The sequence below is a fragment of the Cupriavidus sp. GW823-FHT07A04 genome (assembly GCF_058794615.1).
This window is the reverse complement of the sequence record NZ_JBXAHA010000043.1, coordinates 1-20364: the sequence shown is the minus strand read 5'-3', so window position 1 is coordinate 20364 and position 20364 is coordinate 1. Positions and strand designations below refer to the sequence as shown.

Annotated in this window: 17 protein-coding genes and 1 tRNA gene; 11 read left to right on the top strand and 7 right to left on the bottom strand. The window is 64.8% G+C overall.

Going from position 1 to position 20364, the window contains the following annotated elements:
- From xsc (AC1Q7Q_RS39990) to AC1Q7Q_RS39950, 9 genes are all read left to right on the top strand, one after another.
- Window positions 1–1180 (top strand): sulfoacetaldehyde acetyltransferase (gene xsc / locus AC1Q7Q_RS39990; protein WP_492387293.1); only part of this gene is annotated, 1180 nt, incomplete at its 5' end.
- An 84-nt stretch (window positions 1181–1264) separates the two neighbouring features.
- Entirely contained in the window at window positions 1265–2305 is a 1041-nt protein-coding gene (gene pta / locus AC1Q7Q_RS39985) for a phosphate acetyltransferase (protein WP_492376838.1), read from the top strand.
- Window positions 2302–3063, top strand: a complete 762-nt coding sequence (locus AC1Q7Q_RS39980; RefSeq protein ID WP_492376839.1) for a sulfite exporter TauE/SafE family protein — start codon at window positions 2302–2304, stop codon at window positions 3061–3063. Before pta ends, AC1Q7Q_RS39980 begins: the two co-directional genes overlap by 4 nt.
- An 85-nt stretch (window positions 3064–3148) precedes the next feature.
- A tRNA-Arg gene (locus AC1Q7Q_RS39975) sits at window positions 3149–3225 on the top strand.
- Between the two features lie 289 nt (window positions 3226–3514).
- A complete protein-coding gene (locus tag AC1Q7Q_RS39970) occupies window positions 3515–4396 on the top strand; it encodes a LysR substrate-binding domain-containing protein (protein WP_416050723.1) in 882 nt (293 codons plus the stop codon).
- Between the two features lie 179 nt (window positions 4397–4575).
- Window positions 4576–5325, top strand: a complete 750-nt coding sequence (locus tag AC1Q7Q_RS39965) for an SDR family NAD(P)-dependent oxidoreductase (protein WP_492376446.1) — start codon at window positions 4576–4578, stop codon at window positions 5323–5325.
- A 78-nt stretch (window positions 5326–5403) separates the two neighbouring features.
- Complete coding sequence (locus AC1Q7Q_RS39960) at window positions 5404–6729, top strand: MFS transporter (RefSeq protein WP_492376445.1); 1326 nt, start codon at window positions 5404–5406, stop codon at window positions 6727–6729.
- 44 nt (window positions 6730–6773) lie between these two features.
- Window positions 6774–7619: a transketolase gene (locus AC1Q7Q_RS39955; RefSeq protein WP_416050726.1), complete on the top strand. Its 846-nt coding sequence runs from the start codon at window positions 6774–6776 to the stop codon at window positions 7617–7619.
- The gene (locus AC1Q7Q_RS39950; protein ID WP_492376444.1) at window positions 7616–8617 is read left to right on the top strand and encodes a transketolase family protein; all 1002 of its coding nucleotides are present in this window, start codon (window positions 7616–7618) and stop codon (window positions 8615–8617) included. The genes AC1Q7Q_RS39955 and AC1Q7Q_RS39950 overlap by 4 nt, the downstream gene beginning before the upstream one ends.
- A 123-nt stretch (window positions 8618–8740) precedes the next feature.
- Here the strand turns inward: AC1Q7Q_RS39950 and pyk are convergent, their stop codons facing one another.
- The 5 genes from pyk to AC1Q7Q_RS39925 form a co-directional block, all read right to left on the bottom strand.
- A complete protein-coding gene (gene pyk / locus AC1Q7Q_RS39945) occupies window positions 8741–10171 on the bottom strand; it encodes a pyruvate kinase (protein ID WP_492376443.1) in 1431 nt (476 codons plus the stop codon).
- 3 nt (window positions 10172–10174) lie between these two features.
- Complete coding sequence (locus tag AC1Q7Q_RS39940; RefSeq protein WP_492376442.1) at window positions 10175–11470, bottom strand: glycerate kinase type-2 family protein; 1296 nt, start codon at window positions 11468–11470, stop codon at window positions 10175–10177.
- A gap of 27 nt (window positions 11471–11497) precedes the next feature.
- Entirely contained in the window at window positions 11498–12856 is a 1359-nt protein-coding gene (locus AC1Q7Q_RS39935) for a dicarboxylate/amino acid:cation symporter (protein ID WP_492376441.1), read from the bottom strand.
- Between the two features lie 93 nt (window positions 12857–12949).
- Window positions 12950–13918, bottom strand: coding sequence for a tripartite tricarboxylate transporter substrate binding protein (locus AC1Q7Q_RS39930; protein WP_492376440.1), 969 nt, complete (start codon window positions 13916–13918; stop codon window positions 12950–12952).
- A 127-nt stretch (window positions 13919–14045) separates the two neighbouring features.
- The gene (locus AC1Q7Q_RS39925; protein ID WP_492376439.1) at window positions 14046–15122 is read right to left on the bottom strand and encodes a tartrate dehydrogenase; all 1077 of its coding nucleotides are present in this window, start codon (window positions 15120–15122) and stop codon (window positions 14046–14048) included.
- A 147-nt stretch (window positions 15123–15269) separates the two neighbouring features.
- Here AC1Q7Q_RS39925 and AC1Q7Q_RS39920 point away from each other — a divergent pair, with 147 nt between their 5' ends.
- Window positions 15270–16193 carry a LysR family transcriptional regulator gene (locus tag AC1Q7Q_RS39920; RefSeq protein ID WP_492376438.1) on the top strand — a complete coding sequence of 308 codons (924 nt, stop codon included), beginning with the start codon at window positions 15270–15272 and terminating at the stop codon, window positions 16191–16193.
- Between the two features lie 109 nt (window positions 16194–16302).
- Here AC1Q7Q_RS39920 and AC1Q7Q_RS39915 read toward each other — a convergent pair whose 3' ends face one another.
- Both AC1Q7Q_RS39915 and AC1Q7Q_RS39910 read right to left on the bottom strand, forming a co-directional pair.
- Window positions 16303–18024 (bottom strand): cobaltochelatase CobT-related protein, encoded by a 1722-nt coding sequence (locus AC1Q7Q_RS39915; protein ID WP_492376447.1) that lies wholly within the window; start codon window positions 18022–18024, stop codon window positions 16303–16305.
- Window positions 18024–19001, bottom strand: a complete 978-nt coding sequence (locus AC1Q7Q_RS39910) for an AAA family ATPase (protein WP_492376437.1) — start codon at window positions 18999–19001, stop codon at window positions 18024–18026. The genes AC1Q7Q_RS39915 and AC1Q7Q_RS39910 overlap by 1 nt, the downstream gene beginning before the upstream one ends.
- A 182-nt stretch (window positions 19002–19183) precedes the next feature.
- On the opposite strand from AC1Q7Q_RS39910, the gene xsc (AC1Q7Q_RS39905) reads away from it, so the two are divergent.
- Window positions 19184–20364: sulfoacetaldehyde acetyltransferase (gene xsc, locus AC1Q7Q_RS39905; RefSeq protein WP_492387292.1), on the top strand; the 1181-nt coding region annotated here is incomplete at its 3' end.

Here is a 20364-nt window from a genome sequence, read left to right as displayed (position 1 = left end):
GTTCCCCGTCATCATCTCCGGCGGCGGCGTGGTCATGGCCGATGCCATCGACGAATGCCAGGCGCTGGCCGAGCGGCTGGGCGCCCCGGTGGTCAACAGCTACCTGCACAACGACTCCTTCCCCGCCAGCCACCCGCTGTGGTGCGGCCCGCTGGGCTACCAGGGCTCCAAGGCGGCCATGAAGCTGCTCGCCCGCGCCGATGTCGTCATCGCCCTCGGCTCGCGCCTCGGACCCTTCGGCACCCTGCCCCAGCACGGCATGGACTACTGGCCCAAGCACGCCAAGATCATCCAGATCGATGCCGACCACAAGATGCTCGGCCTGGTCAAGAAGATCTCGGTGGGCATCTGCGGCGATGCCAAGGCCGCAGCCGTGGCACTGACCGAGCGCCTGGCCGGCCGCACGCTGGCCTGCGACGCCTCCCGCGAAGACCGCGCCGGACAGATCGCCGCCGAGAAGGCCGCCTGGGAGAAAGAACTCGACGAGTGGACCCACGAGCGCGACCCCTACAGCCTGGACATGATCGAGGAGCAGAAGCACGAGCGCACGCCCACCGGCGGACACTACCTGCATCCGCGCCAGGTCCTGCGTGAGCTGGAGAAGGCCATGCCCGAAGACGTGATGGTCTCCACCGACATCGGCAACATCAACTCGGTGGCCAACAGCTACCTGCGCTTCAACAAGCCGCGCAGCTTCTTTGCCGCCATGAGCTGGGGCAACTGCGGCTATGCCTTCCCCACCATCATGGGCGCCAAAGTGGCCGCACCCCACCGCCCGGCCGTGTCCTACGCCGGCGACGGCGCCTGGGGCATGAGCCTGATGGAGACCATGACCGCCGTGCGCCACAACATCCCGGTGACGGCCGTGGTATTCCACAACCGCCAGTGGGGCGCGGAGAAGAAAAACCAGGTGGACTTCTACAACCGCCGCTTTGTCGCCGGCGAGCTGGACAACCAGAGCTTCGCCGAGATCGCCCGCGCCATGGGCGCCGAGGGCATCGTGGTGGACAAGCTGGAAGACGTCGGCCCGGCGCTCAAGCGCGCCATCGACCTGCAGATGCACCACGGCAAGACCACCATCATCGAGATCATGTGCACCCGTGAGCTCGGCGACCCGTTCCGCCGCGACGCGCTGGCCAAGCCCGTGCGCATGCTCGACAAGTACAAGGACTACGTTTGAGCCAGTGAGTTAGCGGGCGCTTGGCCGGTGGCCGGAGGCAGCGCCCGCTGCTTCCGGCCATTTTCCATTCTGAGCGACCCCATCATGAAAGCGATCAACCGCATCATCGAGCGCGCCCGCGCCGAACCCAGGCGCATCGTGCTGTGCGAGGCCGAAGACCCGCGCATCCTGCACGCCGCGCAACGCGCGGCCCATGAGGGCATCGCGCGCATCGTGCTGGTGGGCGACGCGGCGCGCATCCGCCAGGCGGCCGCCAGCGAGGACATCGACCTGGCCGGCATGGACGTGATCGACCCCGCCACCTCCGCGCTCACGCCGTCCCTCGCGCAGAAGCTGTTCGCCCTGCGCGCGAAAAAAGGCATGACGCTGGAAGACGCCAGGCGCGAAGTGCTCAAGCCCCTGTGCTTCGCCAACCTGATGGTGCGCCTGGGCCATGCGGACGGCTCGGTGGCCGGCGCGGTGCACACCACCGCCGACGTGGTGCGCACCGCCATCCAGGTCATCGGCATTCACCCGGCGTTCAAGCTGGTATCGAGCTTCTTCCTGATGATGTTGTGCGAGCCGTTCCATGCATTGAAGGGCGGGCTGATTTTCTCCGATTGCGGGCTGGTGGTGGATCCCGACGCCTTTGAGCTGGCCGAGATCGCCATGGCCGCGGCCGACAGCGCGCAAAACCTGCTGATGGATGCCCCGCGCGTCGCCATGCTGTCGTTCTCCACCAGCGGCAGCGCCCGGCATGCCGCGGTCGACAAAGTGGTGCAAGCCACGCGCCTGGTGCAGGTGCAGCGCCCGGCGCTGGCCATCGATGGCGACGTGCAGCTCGATGCCGCCATCGTTGCCGAGATCGCCAGGGAGAAGATCGAGCATTCCAAGGTGGAAGGCCGCGCCAATGTGCTGGTCTTTCCCAGCCTGGAGGCCGGCAATATCGGCTACAAGCTGGCCGAGCGCGTGGGCGGCGCCAAGGCAATCGGGCCCTTGCTGCAAGGGCTGCAAAAACCAGCCAACGATCTGTCGCGCGGCTGCAGCGCCGACGACGTGTTTTACGTGATCGCCGTCACCGCCGTGCAGGCGCAAGCCGCCGCGCAAGCCCAGCCGGAAGCCCCGATGGCCGCATGCCAGCCATGACCGCGGACCACCTGCTGCCGCTGCTCGCGCTGATGGGCGCGGCAAGCTACTTCCAGACGGTGACCGGCTTTGGCCTCGGCATGATCGTGATGGGCGCGACCAGCGGGCTGGACCTCGCGCCGGTGGCGACCGTTGCCACGCTGGTGAGCCTGGTGACGCTGGCCAACAGCGCCGTGGCGCTGCCCGGCAAGCTGCATCACATCGACTGGCACGCGGTGGGCTCCGCCACGCTCGGCATTCTGCCCTCCGTGGTGGCCGGCGTGCTGATTCTTGACTACCTGAGCAGCGCCGCCGCCGGCATCCTGCAATGGCTGCTGGGCGCGGTGGTGCTGTACGGCGGCGTTAGCGCCGCGCTGCGCCCTGCGCCGCTGCTGCGGCGCTCCGGCAACCGCAGCTTCTTTGTCAGCGGCATCCTTGGCGGCTTGCTCAGCGGCATGTTTGGCGTGTCCGGGCCGCCGCTGATCTTCCAGTTCTATCGCCAGCCGCTGTCGCTGGTGGAGATCCGCTGCGCGCTGATTCTTGTGTTCACCGCGACCTCCGTGACACGCACCTTGTTCAGTGCGTGGCAAGGGCAGCTCAGTGCCGATATCTGGATGCAGGCAGCGCTTGCCGTGCCGGTTGTGGCATTGACCACGATGGCAGCCCGGCGCTTTCCGCCACCGCTTTCGGCGGTGGCAACGCGGCGGATTGCATTTGGGGTGCTGGTGGTGATCGGGGGGTACTTGATGCTGCCGGGGCTGGTTGACCTGGTGACTTAGCCCGCCAGTCAGGGACCGCCCCCCAACTTTTATCGGCGTACCCCTTGCATTTTTCGCCAGGTGCGATATAGTCCTGCCCTCGCGTGCGGCTGTAGCTCAGTTGGATAGAGTACTTGGCTACGAACCAAGGGGTCGTGGGTTCGAATCCTGCCAGCCGCACCACCTGACACGAGTAGCAAACCAACGGCTTAGAGAACTTTGATCTCTAAGCCGTTTTTGCGTTTTGCCTGGCGCATCACGCACCGCCCGTAACACCGGCTCTGAACCGTCCCCCCGGTGCCGGCTGCCAAATTGACGCTGGAATTGGGCCCCGCTTACACTACGTCATCGATACCAGCATCGGCACCCGCTTGCCGGTCGGGACAGCGCAGATGACACCACACCAGCTTCGGTACTTCACCGCCTGCCACCCCGGCCCATTCGTACTGCTGCCGTTGCCCGAGAGCCGAACATGCGCATTCCGCCGCTGAAGTCGATCATCGCGTTCGAGAGCGTCGCGAGAACGAAGAGCGTGAGCCGCGCATCCGAGGAACTGGGCCTGACCGCGTCAGCGGTGAGCCATCAGATTGCCAACCTCGAAACCATCATCGGCCAGCCGCTATTCTTCCGGCAGGGGCGAGGACTGACGCTGACGCCAGTCGGAGAGCAATACCTGCGCGACGTCACAGGTTCGCTTGCGGAACTGAACCGCGCCACCGAGCGCGCGTCGAGCCAGGCGGAAGTCGACATACTCAGGGTGCATTCGAGCCCGAGCTTCGGCCTGATGTGGTTGCTGCCGCGACTGAAGTCGTTCCAGGCCGACAACGGCGACATCCAGCTGAATATCGCCTGCTCCTACGAGGATGTCTCATTCACAAGCGGCTACTACGACGTCGATATCCGCTATGGCTATGCGCACTGGCGGGACTTGCAGGTCAAGACATTGCGCAACGAATTCATCGCGCCCCTGGCCTCCCCCGAGTATCTTGCCAAACACCCCATACGCACGCCGGCTGACCTGCTGGGCCAGCGCCTGGTCTTCTCAGAGACGCCACTTGTCCAATGGCAGCAATGGTTTGCCAGGTTTGGTGTGTCCGGCGGCGAGCACCAGGCGTTCGACTTTTCCTTTGACCGCTCTTACATGTCGCTGGAGACCGCGGCACTGGGCATTGGCGTGGCGCTGGAAAGCATGCTGCTCGCGTCGGTCCATATCGGCAAGGGAACGCTGGTGCCGGTCTTTGACCAGACGTATGCCGTTGAGGTGGGGGGCCATCACATCGTCTGCCCATCGCAGAACGCGGATCTGCCCCGGGTACAGCGCTTTCTCGACTGGATCGACCGGGAATTGAAGTAGCCCAGCCGCGTCATAGGTAGTCGGCAGTCTTTTTTATTGTGCAACGCACAATATCCTCATCTCCCGGAATCCAATCCCTCAACTGAAAATTTCTCAGCAATAGCTGAGACGGACTGCATTGATCGGCGCTGCCCGAGGCACGACACTCGAATCATCATTTCAACAGCCAGGAGACAAAGATGATGCTCGAGAACAAGGTTGTGATCGTAACCGGCGCCGCCTCCCCCCGCGGCATCGGCAGGGCAACGGCAAGCGCCCTTGCCGCGCAGGGCGCCAAGGTGGTGGTCCTGGACCTGCTGCAGGCTGACGCTGAGCGCGCAGCGCTGGAACTGGGCGCAGGCCATCTCGGCCTCGCATGCGATGTGACCGACCGCGAGGCCTGCCAACTGGCAGCACGCGCCACCCTGGAAAAATACGGCCGGATCGATGGCCTGGTCAATAACGCGGGGATTACGCAGCCGGTACGGACACTGGACATCCAGCCCGCCAATTTCGACGCCGTGGTCGATGTGAACCTGCGCGGCACGCTCTACATGTCGCAGGCCGTCCTCCCGCAAATGAAGGCGCAAAGGCGCGGCAGCATCGTTTGCATGTCGTCTGTCTCCGCGCAACGCGGCGGCGGCATCTTCGGGGGGCCGCACTACAGCGCGGCCAAAGCGGGCGTACTTGGCCTTGCACGTGCCATGGCCCGCGAATTCGGTGGCGACAACATCCGCATCAACTCCATCACGCCCGGCCTGATCCAGACGGACATCACCGGCGACAAGCTCACCGCGGAAATGCGGGCCGACATCATCAAGGGGATTCCGCTGGGCCGCCTGGGTGACGCCGCCGATGTGGCCAACGCTTGCCTCTTCCTGATCAGCGACCTGTCCGCTTACCTGACGGGCATTACGCTCGACGTCAATGGCGGGATGCTGATTCACTGATCGTCCCCGACGACCGCCTTTGGCTGGCGGAACAATCCGCGCACCCGGGCGAACCCGGGGCGCATGGCAGGAGACAACATGAAAACCAAATACGCTTCGCCCGTTGCGGGCGATGTGATGGCGCACGCGGATGCCGCCACCTTTGAATCCAGAACCTACGCAAAAGTGGTACGGCGCCTGATACCGTTCCTGATGCTGTGCTATCTCGGCGCCTACCTGGACCGGGTCAACGTGGGATTCGCCAAGCTGCAGATGCTCAATGACCTGCGCTTTAGCGAAACGATCTATGGCCTCGGCGCCGGCATCTTCTTTCTTGGCTATTTCCTCTTCGAAGTCCCGAGCAACATGATCCTGCACAAGGTGGGTGCGCGCAACTGGCTCGCACGCATCATGCTGACATGGGCCGTCATCTCGGCGAGCTTTGCTTTTGTCAGCAGCCCCACTTCCTTCTACGTGTTGCGTTTCCTGCTCGGCGTGGCGGAGGCCGGATTCGCGCCGGGTGTCATCCTTTACATGACCTACTGGTTCCCATCGGAACGACGGGCCAAGGCGCTATCGATGTTCTTCATGGCGATTCCGTTGGCGGGCATCGTTGGCGGGCCGCTTTCCGGTTACATCATGCACGCGTTCCACGGCGCGCTGGACCTGGCCGGGTGGAAGTGGCTGTTCATGCTGGAGGCGCTGCCATCGCTCGTTCTCGGCATCGCCATCCTGCTCTACCTGGACAACGGCATCCAGAGTGCGAAGTGGCTCACCGAAGCGGAGAAGGCACTGCTTGCGCGCAACGTCGCTGGCGACAACGCCCAGAAGGTCTCGCACGTGTCGATTCGCGCGTTCATCGCCGATCGCCGGCTCTGGCTGATGGCGGCCATCTACTTCTGCGTCGTGCTCGGACAGTATGGCCTGACGTTCTGGTTGCCGACCATCGTCAGGAAGGCTGGTGTCGCCGATCCTTTGTGGGTGGGCATCCTCACCGCCTTGCCGTACCTGTGCGCGATCGTTGCGTTGCCGCTGGTCGGCATGAGCGCGGACCACCATCGCGAGCGGCGCCTGCACCTGGCGATCCCGATGCTGGTAGCGGCGGCGGGCTTTGCCACGCTCCCTCTGCTTGGTGGCGTCGGCGCTTCGATCGTCTGCCTGAGCATCGCGGCGGCGGGCATCCTGACGTCGTCGTCGCAGTTCTGGGCGTTGCCCACCGCTTTGCTGGGTGGCATGTCGGCAGCGGCCGGGATTGCCGCCGTCAACTGCGTTGCCAACCTCGCAGGGTTCTTTTCCCCGGCCATCGTCGGCTGGCTCAACGATCTGACCGGGAAATCGACGGCCGGCCTGATCTTCATCTCGGTTGCCGTCGTGCTCGGCGCATTGCTTGTCTTCCTTGTCCCGGCGAAGGCTGTCAACCGCTGAGATTTCCCATTCCCTTGACCATCAGATACACGCAGGAGACGAACATGCATTCATCCTCATCCGACGCGTCCGTGCCATTGCCAGAGCGCGCCTATCGCATCCGCAGGAATGCCCTGTTGATGGGCGAAGTGCAGGGCCAGGGCTATATCGGGCAAGCACTCGACATTGCGGACGTCCTGGCCGTCGCGTACTTCGGCGCCATGAAGTACCGTCCGGAAGATCCAGAGTGGGAGGGGCGAGATCGCTTCCTCCTGTCCAACGGGCACTACGCCATTGCCTTGTATGCCGCGTTGTTCGAAGCAGGCATCCTGCCTGCGGACGAGCTGGAGACATATGGCAGCGACGATAGCCGCCTGCCGATGTCAGGCATGGCAAGTTACACGCCTGGCATGGAGATGTCCGGCGGCTCGCTGGGGCAAGGCCTGACGATCGCGGTTGGCCGCTGCCTGGGCCTCAAGCGCAAGGGCTCCGATGCCTTTGTCTATACGCTGTTCTCCGATGGCGAACTGGATGAAGGCGCGATCTGGGAAGGGATCATGTCGGCCAGCCACTGGAAGCTGGACAACCTGATCGCGATTGTCGACGTCAACAACCAGCAGGCCGACGGGCCATCGACGCAGATCATGGCGTTCGAGCCGCTGGTGGAAAAGCTGGAGGCGTTCGGCTGGTTCACGCAGCGCGTGGATGGCAACGATATCGCGGCGGTGGCGGCGGCGTTCGATGCGGCGCGGTCGCATCCGGGCGCGCAGCCCCGCATCATTGTTTGCGATACGCGCATGGGTTGCGGCGTTCCCTTCCTGGAACAACGCGAGAAGAACCACTTTATCCGCGTCGACGCCCACGAGTGGCAGCTCGCGCTGGAAGCACTGGAAGCCGGGAGACAAGCATGAGCCACGCAACCTTGACCAAGCCGAGACTGAAGACGTCGGCGATGATCGCCTCGATTGCCGGAGAAGGCCAGGCGACGCGCCCTGCCCCGTTCGGACATGCGCTGGTGGAACTGGCCCGCAACAAGACCGACGTGATCGGCATGACGGCCGACCTCGGCAAATACACCGACCTGCATCTCTTTGCCAAGGCGTTCCCGGAACGCTACTACCAGATGGGCATGGCCGAGCAGCTGCTGATGGGCGCAGCCGCCGGCCTGGCGCACGAGGGGGCACAGCCCTTTGTCACCACGTACGCGGTCTTTGCCACGCGCCGCGCCTATGACTTCATGCACCAGGCCATCGCCGAAGACAACCTGGATGTGAAGATCGTGTGCGCGCTGCCCGGCCTGACGACAGGCTACGGCCCAAGCCATCAGGCCGCCGAGGACCTGGCCTTGATGCGCGCGATGCCGAACATGACCGTCATCGATCCGTGCGACGCGCTGGACATCGAGCAGATGGTGCCGGCCATCGCGGCCCATCGCGGCCCAGTCTATGCGCGGCTGCTGCGCGGCAACGTGCCCGTGGTGCTGGACGAATACGACTATCGCTTTGAGCTTGGCAAAGCGAAATTGCTGCGCGACGGCGCGGAGGTGCTCGTCATTTCGTCGGGCATCATGACCATGCGTGCGCTCGAAGTGGCCAAGGCGCTGGAGGCGGATCGCATCGGCGCGGCTGTGCTGCACGTGCCGACGATCAAGCCCCTGGACACCGAGACCATCGTGCGCGAGGCAAGGCGCTCCGGCCGGCTCGTCGTCGTTGCCGAGAACCACACGGTGATCGGTGGTCTTGGCGAAGGCGTGGCGGCAGCGTTGATGCGCGCGGGCGTCAGCGCGCCATTCCGGCAGATTGGCCTGCCGGACGCGTTCCTTGACGCTGGCGCACTGCCTACGCTGCATGATCGCTACGGCATCTCGGCCAACGTCATAGCGGCAACCATCAAGGGCTGGCTAGGCTGACGAGCAACGAAGGGCCGCAGGCAAGCACGCGCGGCCCGGCGGCGGTGGGGTTACCACTCACCGCCCCAATCCACGGCACCCTTGCTCGGGCCTCAAATACTGATGTCGTGGGCGCCAAGGTCTTCAGCCGGCCGGCTGGCCAACTGTTGCGATGCGAAGCAGGTTGGTCGTGCCGGGCGTGCCAAAGGGCATGCCCGCGGAGATCACGATGACTTGCCCCGACGTGGCAAAACCCTCGCTCTCGGCAGTGTCGCAGGCATAGTTCGTCATCTCGGTGACGCTCTCCACTTCATGGATGATGACCGCATGGACACCCCAGACGAGCGCCATGGCACGCGCAGCATGCAGGTTCGGGGTCATGCCGATGATGGGGGCATCGGGACGCTCGCGCGACATGCGCATGGCGGAATAGCCCGAGCTTGTGTAAGCCACGGTGGTGGCTACGTGGAGGAGCCCGGCCACGCGGCGCATTGCGCTGCCAATGGCGTTGGCGATGTCCGGCTCCGGCGGGGTCTGCGATGCCTCCATGACCTCCCTGTAATACGGGTCCGCCTCCGTCTGCACGATGATGCTGTTCATCATCTGCACCGCTTCGACAGGGTATTTCCCCGAGGCCGACTCCGCGGAGAGCATGACGGCGTCCGCGCCATCGTAGATGGCGGTGGCAACGTCGGAAGCTTCGGCGCGCGTCGGAACCGGCGAGCTCACCATGGATTCCAGCATCTGCGTGGCGACAATGACGGGCTTGCCTGCCTTGCGGCAAGCCTGCACGATGCGCTTCTGGATCGACGGCACCTGCTCGGCGGGCATTTCGACGCCAAGATCGCCCCGCGCGACCATCACTGCGTCGGTCTCGGCAACAATGGCATGCAACTCGGCGATGGCCGCAGGCTTTTCCAGCTTGGCGACGATGCTGGCCCGGCTTCCGACAATCTGCTTGATCTCGCGAATATCCTCGGCGCGCTGGACGAAAGACAAGGCGATCCAGTCGACCCCGAGCGACAAGCCGTAGTCCAGGTCTTCGCGGTCCTTTGCGGTCAAGGCCGACAGCGGCAGCACGACGCCTGGCACGTTGACGCCCTTGCGGTCGGACAGCACCCCACCGTCGATCACTTCGGTCTCGGCATGGTCCGGCCCAAATGCCCTTACCCGGAGGCGGAGCTTCCCGTCGTCGAGCAACAGGTCCGTCTGCGCTTTCAGCGCCGCGAAGATCTCGGGATGAGGCAGCGCAACCCGGGTCGCGTCGCCCGGGCGGTCCTTATCCATGTCAAGCCGGAACGTCTGGCCTTGCACGAGCGTAACGGGACCGTTCGCGAACTGCCCCACGCGCAGCTTTGGCCCTTGCAGGTCCAGCAAGATGCCGATTGGCCGTCCCAACTCCGTCTCCAGATCCCGGATGAGGTTGAGGCGTGCCTTGTGGTCGGCATGCGTGCCGTGACTGAAATTCAGCCGGAAAACGTCGGCGCCGGCCATGAACAGGCGGCGAAGGGTTGCAGCATCGCTGCTGGCCGGTCCGACGGTGGCGACAATCTTGGCATTTCGAGTGCGGCGCATGATCTAGCATCCTTTCCCGGCCGGGCTGGTAATCAGCAAGGCGCGGAAGTCGTTGACGTTGGTAAGCGTGGGGCCCGTGACAATGGAATCGCCAAGCGCCTCGAAGAAGGTGTGTCCGTCGTTATTGGCGAGAAAGGTGTGCGGCGCCATCTCCCTTTGCCAGGCGCGCGAGAGTGTCGTGGGGTCGGCGTATGCCCCCGCGATCTCTTCGATGCCGTCCACGCCATCCGTATCGGCGGCCAGCGCAAAGACATTCGGGTGGCCGTCCAGCGCAATGGCCAGGGAAAGCAGGAATTCCACATTGCGCCCGCCGCGGCCATCGCCTCTGACCGTGACGGTGGTCTCGCCCCCTGACAGGAGCACGCACGGCAGCTGGAATGGCTCCGTTCCCCGCGCGGCCTGGAAAGCGATGCCGGCCATCGCCTTGCCGACGGCGGCGGCCTCGCCTTCGATGCGATCGCCCAGTACATAGGGCTGGATGCCCGCGGCGGCGGCTGCCTGCGCTGCGGCGGCAAGGGAGATGGCAGGCGTCGCGATCATGCGCACCTCGCTGCGCGCGAGCCGTTCGTCGCCAGGCTTGACGGACTCCCCGCTGCCGGACGCCAGCAGACGCTCGGCGCTGGCCGGGAGCGGGATCCCATAGCGCCGGACGACATCCAGCGCGTCCTGGCATGTGGTCGCGTCGCATACGGTTGGCCCGGATGCAATATTGACCGGGTCGTCGCCGGGTACGTCTGAAATCAACAGCGACACGACGCGAGCCGGATGGCACGCAGCGGCGAGCCTTCCGCCTTTAATGCCCGAGAGATGCCGTCGCACACAGTTCATCTCCGAAATGGTCGCGCCGCTGGCCAGCAGTGCCTGGTTGACGGCGCGCTTTTCCTCCAGGGTGATGCCGGCCAGCGGAAGGCTGAGCAGCGAGGATCCGCCGCCGGATATCAGGCAGATGACCAGATCGTCCTCGCACAGCCCCGAGACCATGTCCAGCATGCGAACCGCGGCACGCTGGCCAGCCGCGTCGGGTACCGGATGCGCGGCTTCGACGACTTCGATGCGCGAGGTCGGCGCGGCGTGGCCGTACCGCGTCACAACCAGGCCAGCGAGCGGGCCTGGCCAAGCCTGCTCCAGCGCGCGGGCCATGCTGGCGGCGGCCTTGCCGGCCCCGACGACGATGGTGCGGCCGACAGGCGGCTCGGGTAATGCGCACGCCAGGCAGTCCTGCGGGTCCGCTGCGGATACGGCAGTCCGGAAAAGCGACGCCAGGAATGCCCGGGGGTTTTCAATGGTGAGGTGTTTCACGATGCGCTACCTGTTTCCGTTCTGGTGTCAAGCGCTCTTGCGGGCGTCGGCGGCATAGTTCGGCTGCAACGGCACCAGCGGGATGGGTTCCGGCGCGACACCTTCGTAGAGTTGCTCCAGGTCCTCCGGGTCGGCTTCGCCATTGAGGACGCGCTGGACGCGGTCCTCGTCGAGTGCGCCGACCCACTTGGCAATCGCCATGGTCGCAACCGCGTTGCCGATGGTGTTGGTGATGGCGCGCGCCTCCGACATGAAGCGGTCCACCCCAAGCAGGAGAACCATGCCCGCCACCGGAATCTTCCCCAGCGACGCGAGCGTCGCCGCCAGGGTGATGAAGCCCGAGCCGGTGATGCCCGCGGAACCCTTCGAAGTCAGCAGCAGCACACCGAGCACGACGAACTGGTCGGTGAGGGTCAATGGTGTGTTGGTTGCCTGTGCGATAAAGATCGCTGCCATGGTGTAGTAAATGCACTGGCCATCGGGGTTGAAGGTGAGGCCCGCCGGCACCACCAGCCCGACGACGGGCTTCGACACGCCGACGTTCTCCAGCTTGCGCATCAACTGCGGAATGACGGATTCTGATGAACTCGTTCCCAGCACGGTCAGGATTTCGTCCTTGATGTACTTCAGGAATTTGAACAGGCTAAATCCGCAGATGCGGCAAATGGCACCCAACACAATCAGCACAAACAGCGCGCAGGTCCCATACATGGTGGCGACCAGCTTGCCAAGCGATGCAATGGAGCCAAAGCCATACTTGCCCACCGTGAATGACATGGCGCCGAACGCGGCAACCGGCGCGAAACGCATGATCATGCCGACGATCGCGAACATGGCGTTGGCGAACGCGTCCAGGGCGGCGACGAACGGCTTGCCGCGCTCGCCCAGATGGGCCAGGGCCACGCCCATGAATACAGAGAACACGAGGATCTGCAGGATGTCGTTCTTGGCGAGCGCATCCACAATGCTCATCGGCACGAGGTTGAGCAGGAAGTCCATGACGCCTTCGTGCTTTACCTGTGCCGTATAGGCGGCAATGCTCTTCGTGTCGAGCGTCGCCGGGTCGACGTTCATGCCATGACCGGGCTGTACCACGTTGACCACGATGACGCCGAGCAGCAGCGCAAACGTCGACAGCACTTCGAAGTACAGCAAGGCACGCCAGCCTACCCTGCCAAGGTCTTTCATGCTTTCCATCTTGGCGATGCCGAGCACGACCGTCGCGAAGATGATGGGTGCAAACACCATCTTGATGAGGCGGATGAAGATATCCCCAAGTGGCTTGAGCTCGCTGCCGATATGGGGCATGAAGATACCCAGCAGGATGCCCGCCGCCACGGCAATGAGCACCTGGACATACAGTGAGCTTATGAGTCGCCTTTTCATGATGTCTCCTGTGGCGACGCACTTGCAGCGCTGCCTGTCTTGCCTTCATCAACTGAATGCGGCCGACGTCTTCGCGACGGCCGTGCCGCTTGGTCAGTCCATGCTTACGCGCGCCTCTTTGACGAGCTTGCCGAAGCGGGTGACTTCGTCCTTGATCTGGGCCGTCATCTGGGCCGGGGTATTGCCGACCGGCTCAGCGCCGATGGCAGCGAATTGTTTCCTCACATCGGGGAGTGCCAGGGCCTTGGTGATTTCAGTGCTAAGCCGGTTCACGATCTCAGGCGGCGTGCCGGTAGGGGCAAGGATGCCGAACCAGGACGCGACGTCGAAGCCGGGCAAGCCGGATTCGGCAAGGGTAGGCACATCCGGCAGTGCGGAAGAGCGCCTGGCCGTGGCGACCGCCAGCGGCTTGAGCTTGCCCGCCTTGATGTAAGGCAGCGCGGACGACGCGGTGTCAAACATCATCGATACCTGGCCGCCCAACAGGTCCGTGATAGCCGGGGCGCTTCCCTTGTAGGGAACGTGGACGATGTGGGTGCCGGTCTGTGCCTTGAATTGCTCGCCGATGAGGTGATGGGCCGTGCCGTTGCCATTGGACGCATACGTCAGCTTGCCGGGATTGGCCTTGGCATAAGCGACCAGTTCCTGCACGTTCCTGGCCGGGAAGCTTGGGCTGACGACGAGCACGTTCGGCACGATGGCAACGACGGAGACTGGCGTCAGATCCTTTTGGACGTCGTAGGAGAGCTTTTTGTAGACGTTCGGTGCGATGGTGTGATGCACCGCCCCCATGAGCAGCGTGTAGCCATCTGGCGCAGACTTTGCCGCGGCGTCCGCGCCGATGGTGGCACCGGCGCCCGGCCGGTTTTCGATAATGACGGGCTGGCCCAGCGCCTGCGTGAGCTTTTGTCCCACGGTGCGGGCAAGGACGTCGGTGGTGCCCCCCGGGGGAAACGGGACAATGAGGCGAATCGGCTTGGTGGGATATGCCTGGGCGAAAGCGGTGCCGGCGCCGAGCACGAGGCCGAACGCTATCACCGCAGTCCGGATCACGGATTGCATGCCTGTCTCCTGATGGAATACTTTCTTGGCTGGCCCACCCGGGGCCAACTCGGTGCGGGTCACCTGTGCCGGTGCTAACCCGCTAGCTGTTTGCTGCGGCGCGGCGAGCCGCGCTTCCTGCTTAGCCTCAGGCCGCCTTCCTGACCTGATTGACCAGCACCTTGCAAATGGCTTCGGTGACGGACGCTGTGGTCGCATTGCCACCCAGGTCCGGGGTGAAGACACCGTTGGCGGTGATCTGCTCGATGGCTGCCATCAAGCGGTCCGCCGCGGGCTTCTCGCCCAGATGCTCGAGCATCATGGCCGCGGTCCAGAAGGTGGCGATGGGATTCGCCACGCCCTTGCCCGTGATGTCGAAAGCGGAGCCGTGGATCGGTTCGAACATCGACGGAAACACGCGTTCCGGGTTCAGGTTGGCGGTCGGTGCGATGCCGAGGCTGCCGGACAGCGCCGCAGCCAGGTCGGACAGGATGTCGGCGTGCAGGTTGGTCGCGACCACTACGTCCAGCGTATGGGGCTTCAACACCATGCGCGTGGTCACGGCGTCGACCAGTTCGCGGTCAACCTTGACGTCCGGATAGTCCTTGGCGACTTCATAGAAGATCTCGTCCCACATCACCATGCCGAAGCGTTGCGCGTTCGACTTGGTCACCAGGGTGAGGTGTTTGCGGGGGCGCTTCTGCGCGATCTCGAAGGCGAAGCGGTGGATCCGCTCGACCCCGGCGCGTGTGAAGACAGCGGTTTCCGTGCCGGTCTCGATGGGCAGGCCACGGTGGGTACGACCGCCGTTGCCGGCATACTCGCCTTCCGAGTTCTCGCGGATGATGACCCAGTCGATGTCCTTGCCATTGGCCAGCGGGCTCTTCACCCCTGGCAGTACGCGTGCGGGGCGTACGTTGGCGTACTGGTCGAAGCCCTGGGCGATGGGTAGGCGCAGGCCCCACAGCGACACGTGATCGGGCACGTTCAGGGCGCCCACCGCGCCAAAGAAGATGGCGTCGAACTGCTTCAGGCGCTCCAGCCCGCCTTCGGGGATGTAGTAGCCTTTCTCCAGATAGTAGTCGGAGCTCCACGGGAAATGCTCGACGCTCAGCTTGAAGCCGCCATCTTGCCCCGCCAGGGTCTCCAGCACTTGCAGACCGGCAGAGATGACTTCCGGGCCAATGCCATCGCCAGGGATGGCTGCAATCTTGTATTCACGCATCGCGTTGCTCCTCTCGTTGTTTTCCACACACCGAAGGCCGCTTTCCACCGCCAGGTATGCCGGCGTCCTTCTGTGACCTAACTATCGTTGAAAACCGAGGGAGTAAGATGAACTGTATTTCAAACTAATATTAACTTGAGGTTGAAGATGGGGCAGCCTTCGGAACTTGCTTTCTTCGCCGGCCTGGCCAAGGCGGGCAGCCTGTCGGCCGCAGCGCGTGAGCAAGACGTCACCCCCGCAGCCGTCAGTAAACGGCTAGCTCAAATGGAGAAGCGGCTTGGGGTGCGGTTGCTGAACCGGACGACGCGGCGCATTGGCCTGACCGCCGAGGGGGAGGTCTACCTCGAGCACGCCCGGCGCCTGCTCGCGGAGATCGAGGATCTCGACCAGCTGATCTCCAGCAGCCATGTGGCGCCGCGAGGGACGCTGAGGGTCAACGCTCCGCTGGGGTTCGGGCGCACCTACATTGCGCCCGCCATATCCGATTTCGCCAAGCGATATCCACAGATGGAGGTGCAACTCCATCTGACGGACAGGCCAATGAACCTGGGCGATGAGGGATTTGACATAGGGATCCGGTTCGGCGAGATCCCGGACACGCGCCTGATGGCGCGGAAGATCGCCGACAACCGGCGTTTGGTCTGCGCCGCGCCCTCGTATCTGAAAACCCACGGCACGCCGGTCACGCCGCACGATCTGACGCAGCATCAATGCATCGTGCTGCGCCAGAACGACTCTGCCTATGGCATCTGGCGCTTCGCCAAGGGGAAGAAGACGGAAACGGTAAAGGTACGCGGCGCCCTGAGCAGCAATGACGGCGAAGTGACGCTGACTTGGGGCTTGGCCGGGCAAGGGATCTTGCAGCGCGCGGAATGGGACCTTGCCAAGTACCTCCGAAGTGGCCGCCTGGTCTTGCTGCTCGAAGACTATGCCCTACCACCAGCCGACATATTTGCCGTCTTTCCGGAGCGGCTGAACATGTCGGCCAAGGTCCGGGCGTTCCTCGACTTTCTCGTTGCGCACTTTGAAGGGAAACTGCTTAGGGCACGTGGGGGTACCTCATCTTGGTAATCTTGGTAAGCATAAACAGCCTGGCGACGAGGCCGGCGCCGGCACGACGAAGATGGCCTGCCCGTAGCCGCCCGGAAGGGCAAAGCGGCGGGAGCGGTGAGAAGGCCCCTCATCGCCGCCCCCCAATCCACCGCACAAGCTCCCCAAACACCGGCATATCCATCGGCACCGACAAGTCCAGCGCCAGGCAGCGGCGGTAGTACGGGCTGAGGTCCAGCCCCACGCCAAGCCCCAGCACCTCCACGTCGCGCAGTGTCTCGTTGCGCGCCACCACTTCCTTCAGGTGGTTGTCCAGGTAGAACGCATCGTTGGCGTGCCCCGTGGCGCTGTCCATCGGGCTGCCGTCGGACACCACGATCAGGATGCGGCGGGTTTCGGCACGCGCGAGCAGCCGCGCGCACGCCCAGTCGACTGCCTCCCCGTCCACGCCTTCGCGGAACAGGTCGGCCTTGAACAGCGCGGCGATGTTGGCGCGCGCACGCCGCCAGCTCGTGGCGGCGTCCTTGAACACCATGTGGCAGGCTTCATTCAGCCGCCCGGGATGCGCGGGCCGGCCGCGGGCCAGCCAGTCGAGCCGGGCGCGGCCGCCATTCCACGCGCCGGTGGTAAAGCCCAGCACCTCGCTGGCCACGCCGGCCTGGTCGAGCGCGCGCGTGAGGATGTCGACCATCATGGCTACCTGCTCGATATGCGCTTTCATCGAGCCCGAGCAATCGATCAAAAAGCTCACCGCGCAGTCCGCCTGCAGCCGGTGCCGCTCTTGCCGGAACAGACGGCGCTCGGCCGGCGAGGTGACCAGCTGCGCGAGGCGCCGGCCATCGATGCGGCCGTCTTCCTCGCCGAAGGACCAGCCATCGCGCTGCGGCACGGCGAACGATGCCGTCAGCGCGCGTGCCAGCCTTGCCACGTTGATGCCTTGTTCGGCGATGCGCCGGTCGAGGCGTTCGCGGTACTCCGCCAGCAGGTCCTTGCGCACCAGCGTGCCGGGGGCGATCTCCCGGTCGTAGCGCGTGGTGTAGGCGCGGTAGCCTTGGCCGCACGCATGCAGCACGCGGCTGTTGCCTGTGGCCGCCATGGCCATGGCCTCGAGCTCATCATCCTCGCACCCGAGCGCCAGTGAGAACGCCACGCGCACGGCTTCGTTGTCTTCGGCCTCTTGCTCATCGGCTTGCATCCCGTGCGTGCGGGTGGCGCGCAGCATCTCGCCCACCAGCCGTGCCAGTTCGAGGGCATGGATCGCAAACGCGCCCTGCTCCGCGCGGTGCCGGCGCAGGCCCGCCAGCGGCACGCCGAGCACCGGCACGATGGCCGCGCGCGTGGCTTCGATCAGGTCTTCGGTGTCTTCCAGCACCGGCCAGCCCGACAGGCGCGACCACGAGATCTGCGCCACGGTGTACAGCAGGATGCCAAGGTGGCTCTCGGCCAGGCCGCTGCGATGGAAGTCGCGGGACCAGGCCGCAAAGCGGTGGCGCAGGTTCTGCGCGACGCCCGGCATGCCGGCTGGCAGTTGCGACTCGCAGCGCAGTTGTTCCAACAGCTCGAACACCAGCCTTTCCACCGGATCCGCCGGGCACAACTGCTTGTGCAGATCCGCGTCCGAATGCGCAAGCCGTAGTGCCGCCCCATCCGCCGCGCCGCGCAGGCAGGCAAAATCGTCCGCCTGCGGGTCGGTGCGCAGGTGCGGCGCATGCAGCGGCAGCGGCCGCAGGTCGCGGCACAGGCGGCCGTCGCGATAATGCAGCGCGCGGTCGCCCGTGAGCGCGCGCACCACCGCCGCGCACAGGGCCTCGCGCTGCTGGCCGCGGCGGCTTGCCTGCCGGGGCGGCGGCATCAGCACGGTTGCGGCGCCTCGCCGAGCGCGGCGTCCACTTCCCGGCCAAAACAGCGCTGGAAGTACTCGCCCACGATCGGGCGTTCGGCGTCGTCGCATTTATTGAGAAAGCTCAGCCGGAACGCCAGCGCCGGATCGCGGAAGATCTGGCAGTTTTCCGCCCAGCTGATCACCGTGCGCGGCGACATCAGCGTGGACAGGTCTCCCGTGGCAAAGCCCTTGCGCGTGAGCTCGGCCACGCTCACCATCGATGCGATCAGCGCGCGGCCGGCGTCGTCCGCCAGCTCCGGCACGCGCGCCAGCACGATGCCGGCCTCTTCCGCGCGCGGCAGGTAGTTGAGCGTGGCGACCACGTTCCAGCGGTCCATCTGCGCGTGGTTCAGCATCTGGGTGCCGTGGTACAGGCCGTTCAGGTTGCCAAGCCCCACGGTGTTGGTGGTGGCGAACATGCGGAACGCCGGATGCGGATGGATCACGCGGTTCTGGTCCAGTAGCGTGAACTTGCCGTCGCGCTCCAGCATGCGCTGGATCACGAACATCACATCGGGGCGGCCCGCATCGTACTCGTCGAAGATCAGCGCCACCGGGCGCTGCAGCGCCCACGGCACGATGCCTTCCTGGAACTCGGTGACCTGGCGGCCGTCGCGCACCACGATGGCGTCCTTGCCGACCAGGTCTAGCCGGCTGATATGGCCGTCCAGGTTCACACGCACGCAAGGCCAGTTCAGGCGCGCCGCCACCTGCTCGATATGGGTGGATTTGCCGGTGCCGTGCAGGCCCTGCACCATCACGCGGCGATCCCGCGTGAAGCCGGCCAGAATCGCCAGCGTCACTTCGGGGTTGAAGCGGTAGGCCTCGTCGATCTCCGGCACATGATCGTCGCGCTCGCTGAATGCCGGCACCATCAGGCCAGAGTCGATGCCAAACAGGGCGCGCGCCGCGACCATCTTGTCCGGTTGGCCAGTCACGATATCCATCACGTTGGTCTCCTTTGGGCGCCGCCCTTTCGGCCATGATAGAGCAGTTTCGTTTTTAGATACAAATCATCTCGTTTATTGGTTTCACCTATTGACCTTCGACTTTATGCGGCCTACATTTCTGGAAATTACATTTTTCGGGACGATTAGTTCCGTTTTGACAACCATACCGGAGACACACCATGAGCGAACACCTGCCTGAAGCCCTCAAGACCACCGCGCTGCCCGCCACCACCGGCCCGCAGGAGATGACCCCGTCGGAAGCCTTTGTCGAGACCCTGGCCGCCAATGGCGTCACCGACATGTTCGGCATCATGGGCTCGGCCTTCATGGACGCCATGGACATCTTCGCCCCCGCCGGCATCCGCCTGATCCCCGTCGTGCACGAGCAAGGCGCTGGCCACATGGCCGACGGCTATGCCCGCGTCTCGGGCCGCCACGGCGTCGTCATCGGACAGAACGGCCCCGGCATCAGCAACTGCGTGACCGCCATCGCCGCCGCTTACTGGGCACATAGCCCGGTGGTCATCGTCACCCCGGAGGCCGGCACCATGGGCATTGGCCTGGGCGGCTTCCAGGAAGCCAAGCAACTGCCCATGTTCCAGGAGTTCACCAAGTACCAGGGACACGTCACCCACCCCGCGCGCATGGCCGAGTACACCGGCCGCTGCTTCGACCGCGCCATGGCCGAGATGGGACCGACCCAGCTCAATATCCCCCGCGACTACTTCTACGGCCAGATCAAGGCCGAGATCCCCCAGCCCCAGCGCCTGGACCGCGGCCCCGGCGGCGACCAGCGCCTGAACGAGGCCGCCGAGCTGATCGCCAAGGCCAAGTTCCCCGTCATCATCTCCGGCGGCGGCGTGGTCATGGCCGATGCCATCGACGAATGCCAGGCGCTGGCCGAGCGGCTGGGCGCCCCGGTGGTCAACAGCTACCTGCACAACGACTCCTTCCCCGCCAGCCACCCGCTGTGGTGCGGCCCGCTGGGCTACCAGGGCTCCAAGGCGGCCATGAAGCTGCTCGCCCGCGCCGATGTCGTCATCGCCCTCGGCTCGCGCCTCGGACCCTTCGGCACCCTGCCCCAGCACGGCATGGACTACTGGCCCAAGCACGCCAAGATCATCCAGATCGATGCCGACCACAAGATGCTCGGCCTGGTCAAGAAGATCTCGGTGGGCATCTGCGGCGATGCCAAGGCCGCAGCCGTGGCACTGACCGAGCGCCTGGCCGGCCGCACGCTGGCCTGCGACGCCTCCCGCGAAGACCGCGCCGGACAGATCGCCGCCGAGAAGGCCGCCTGGGAGAAAGAACTCGACGAGTGGACCCACGAGCGCGACCCCTACAGCCTGGACATGATCGA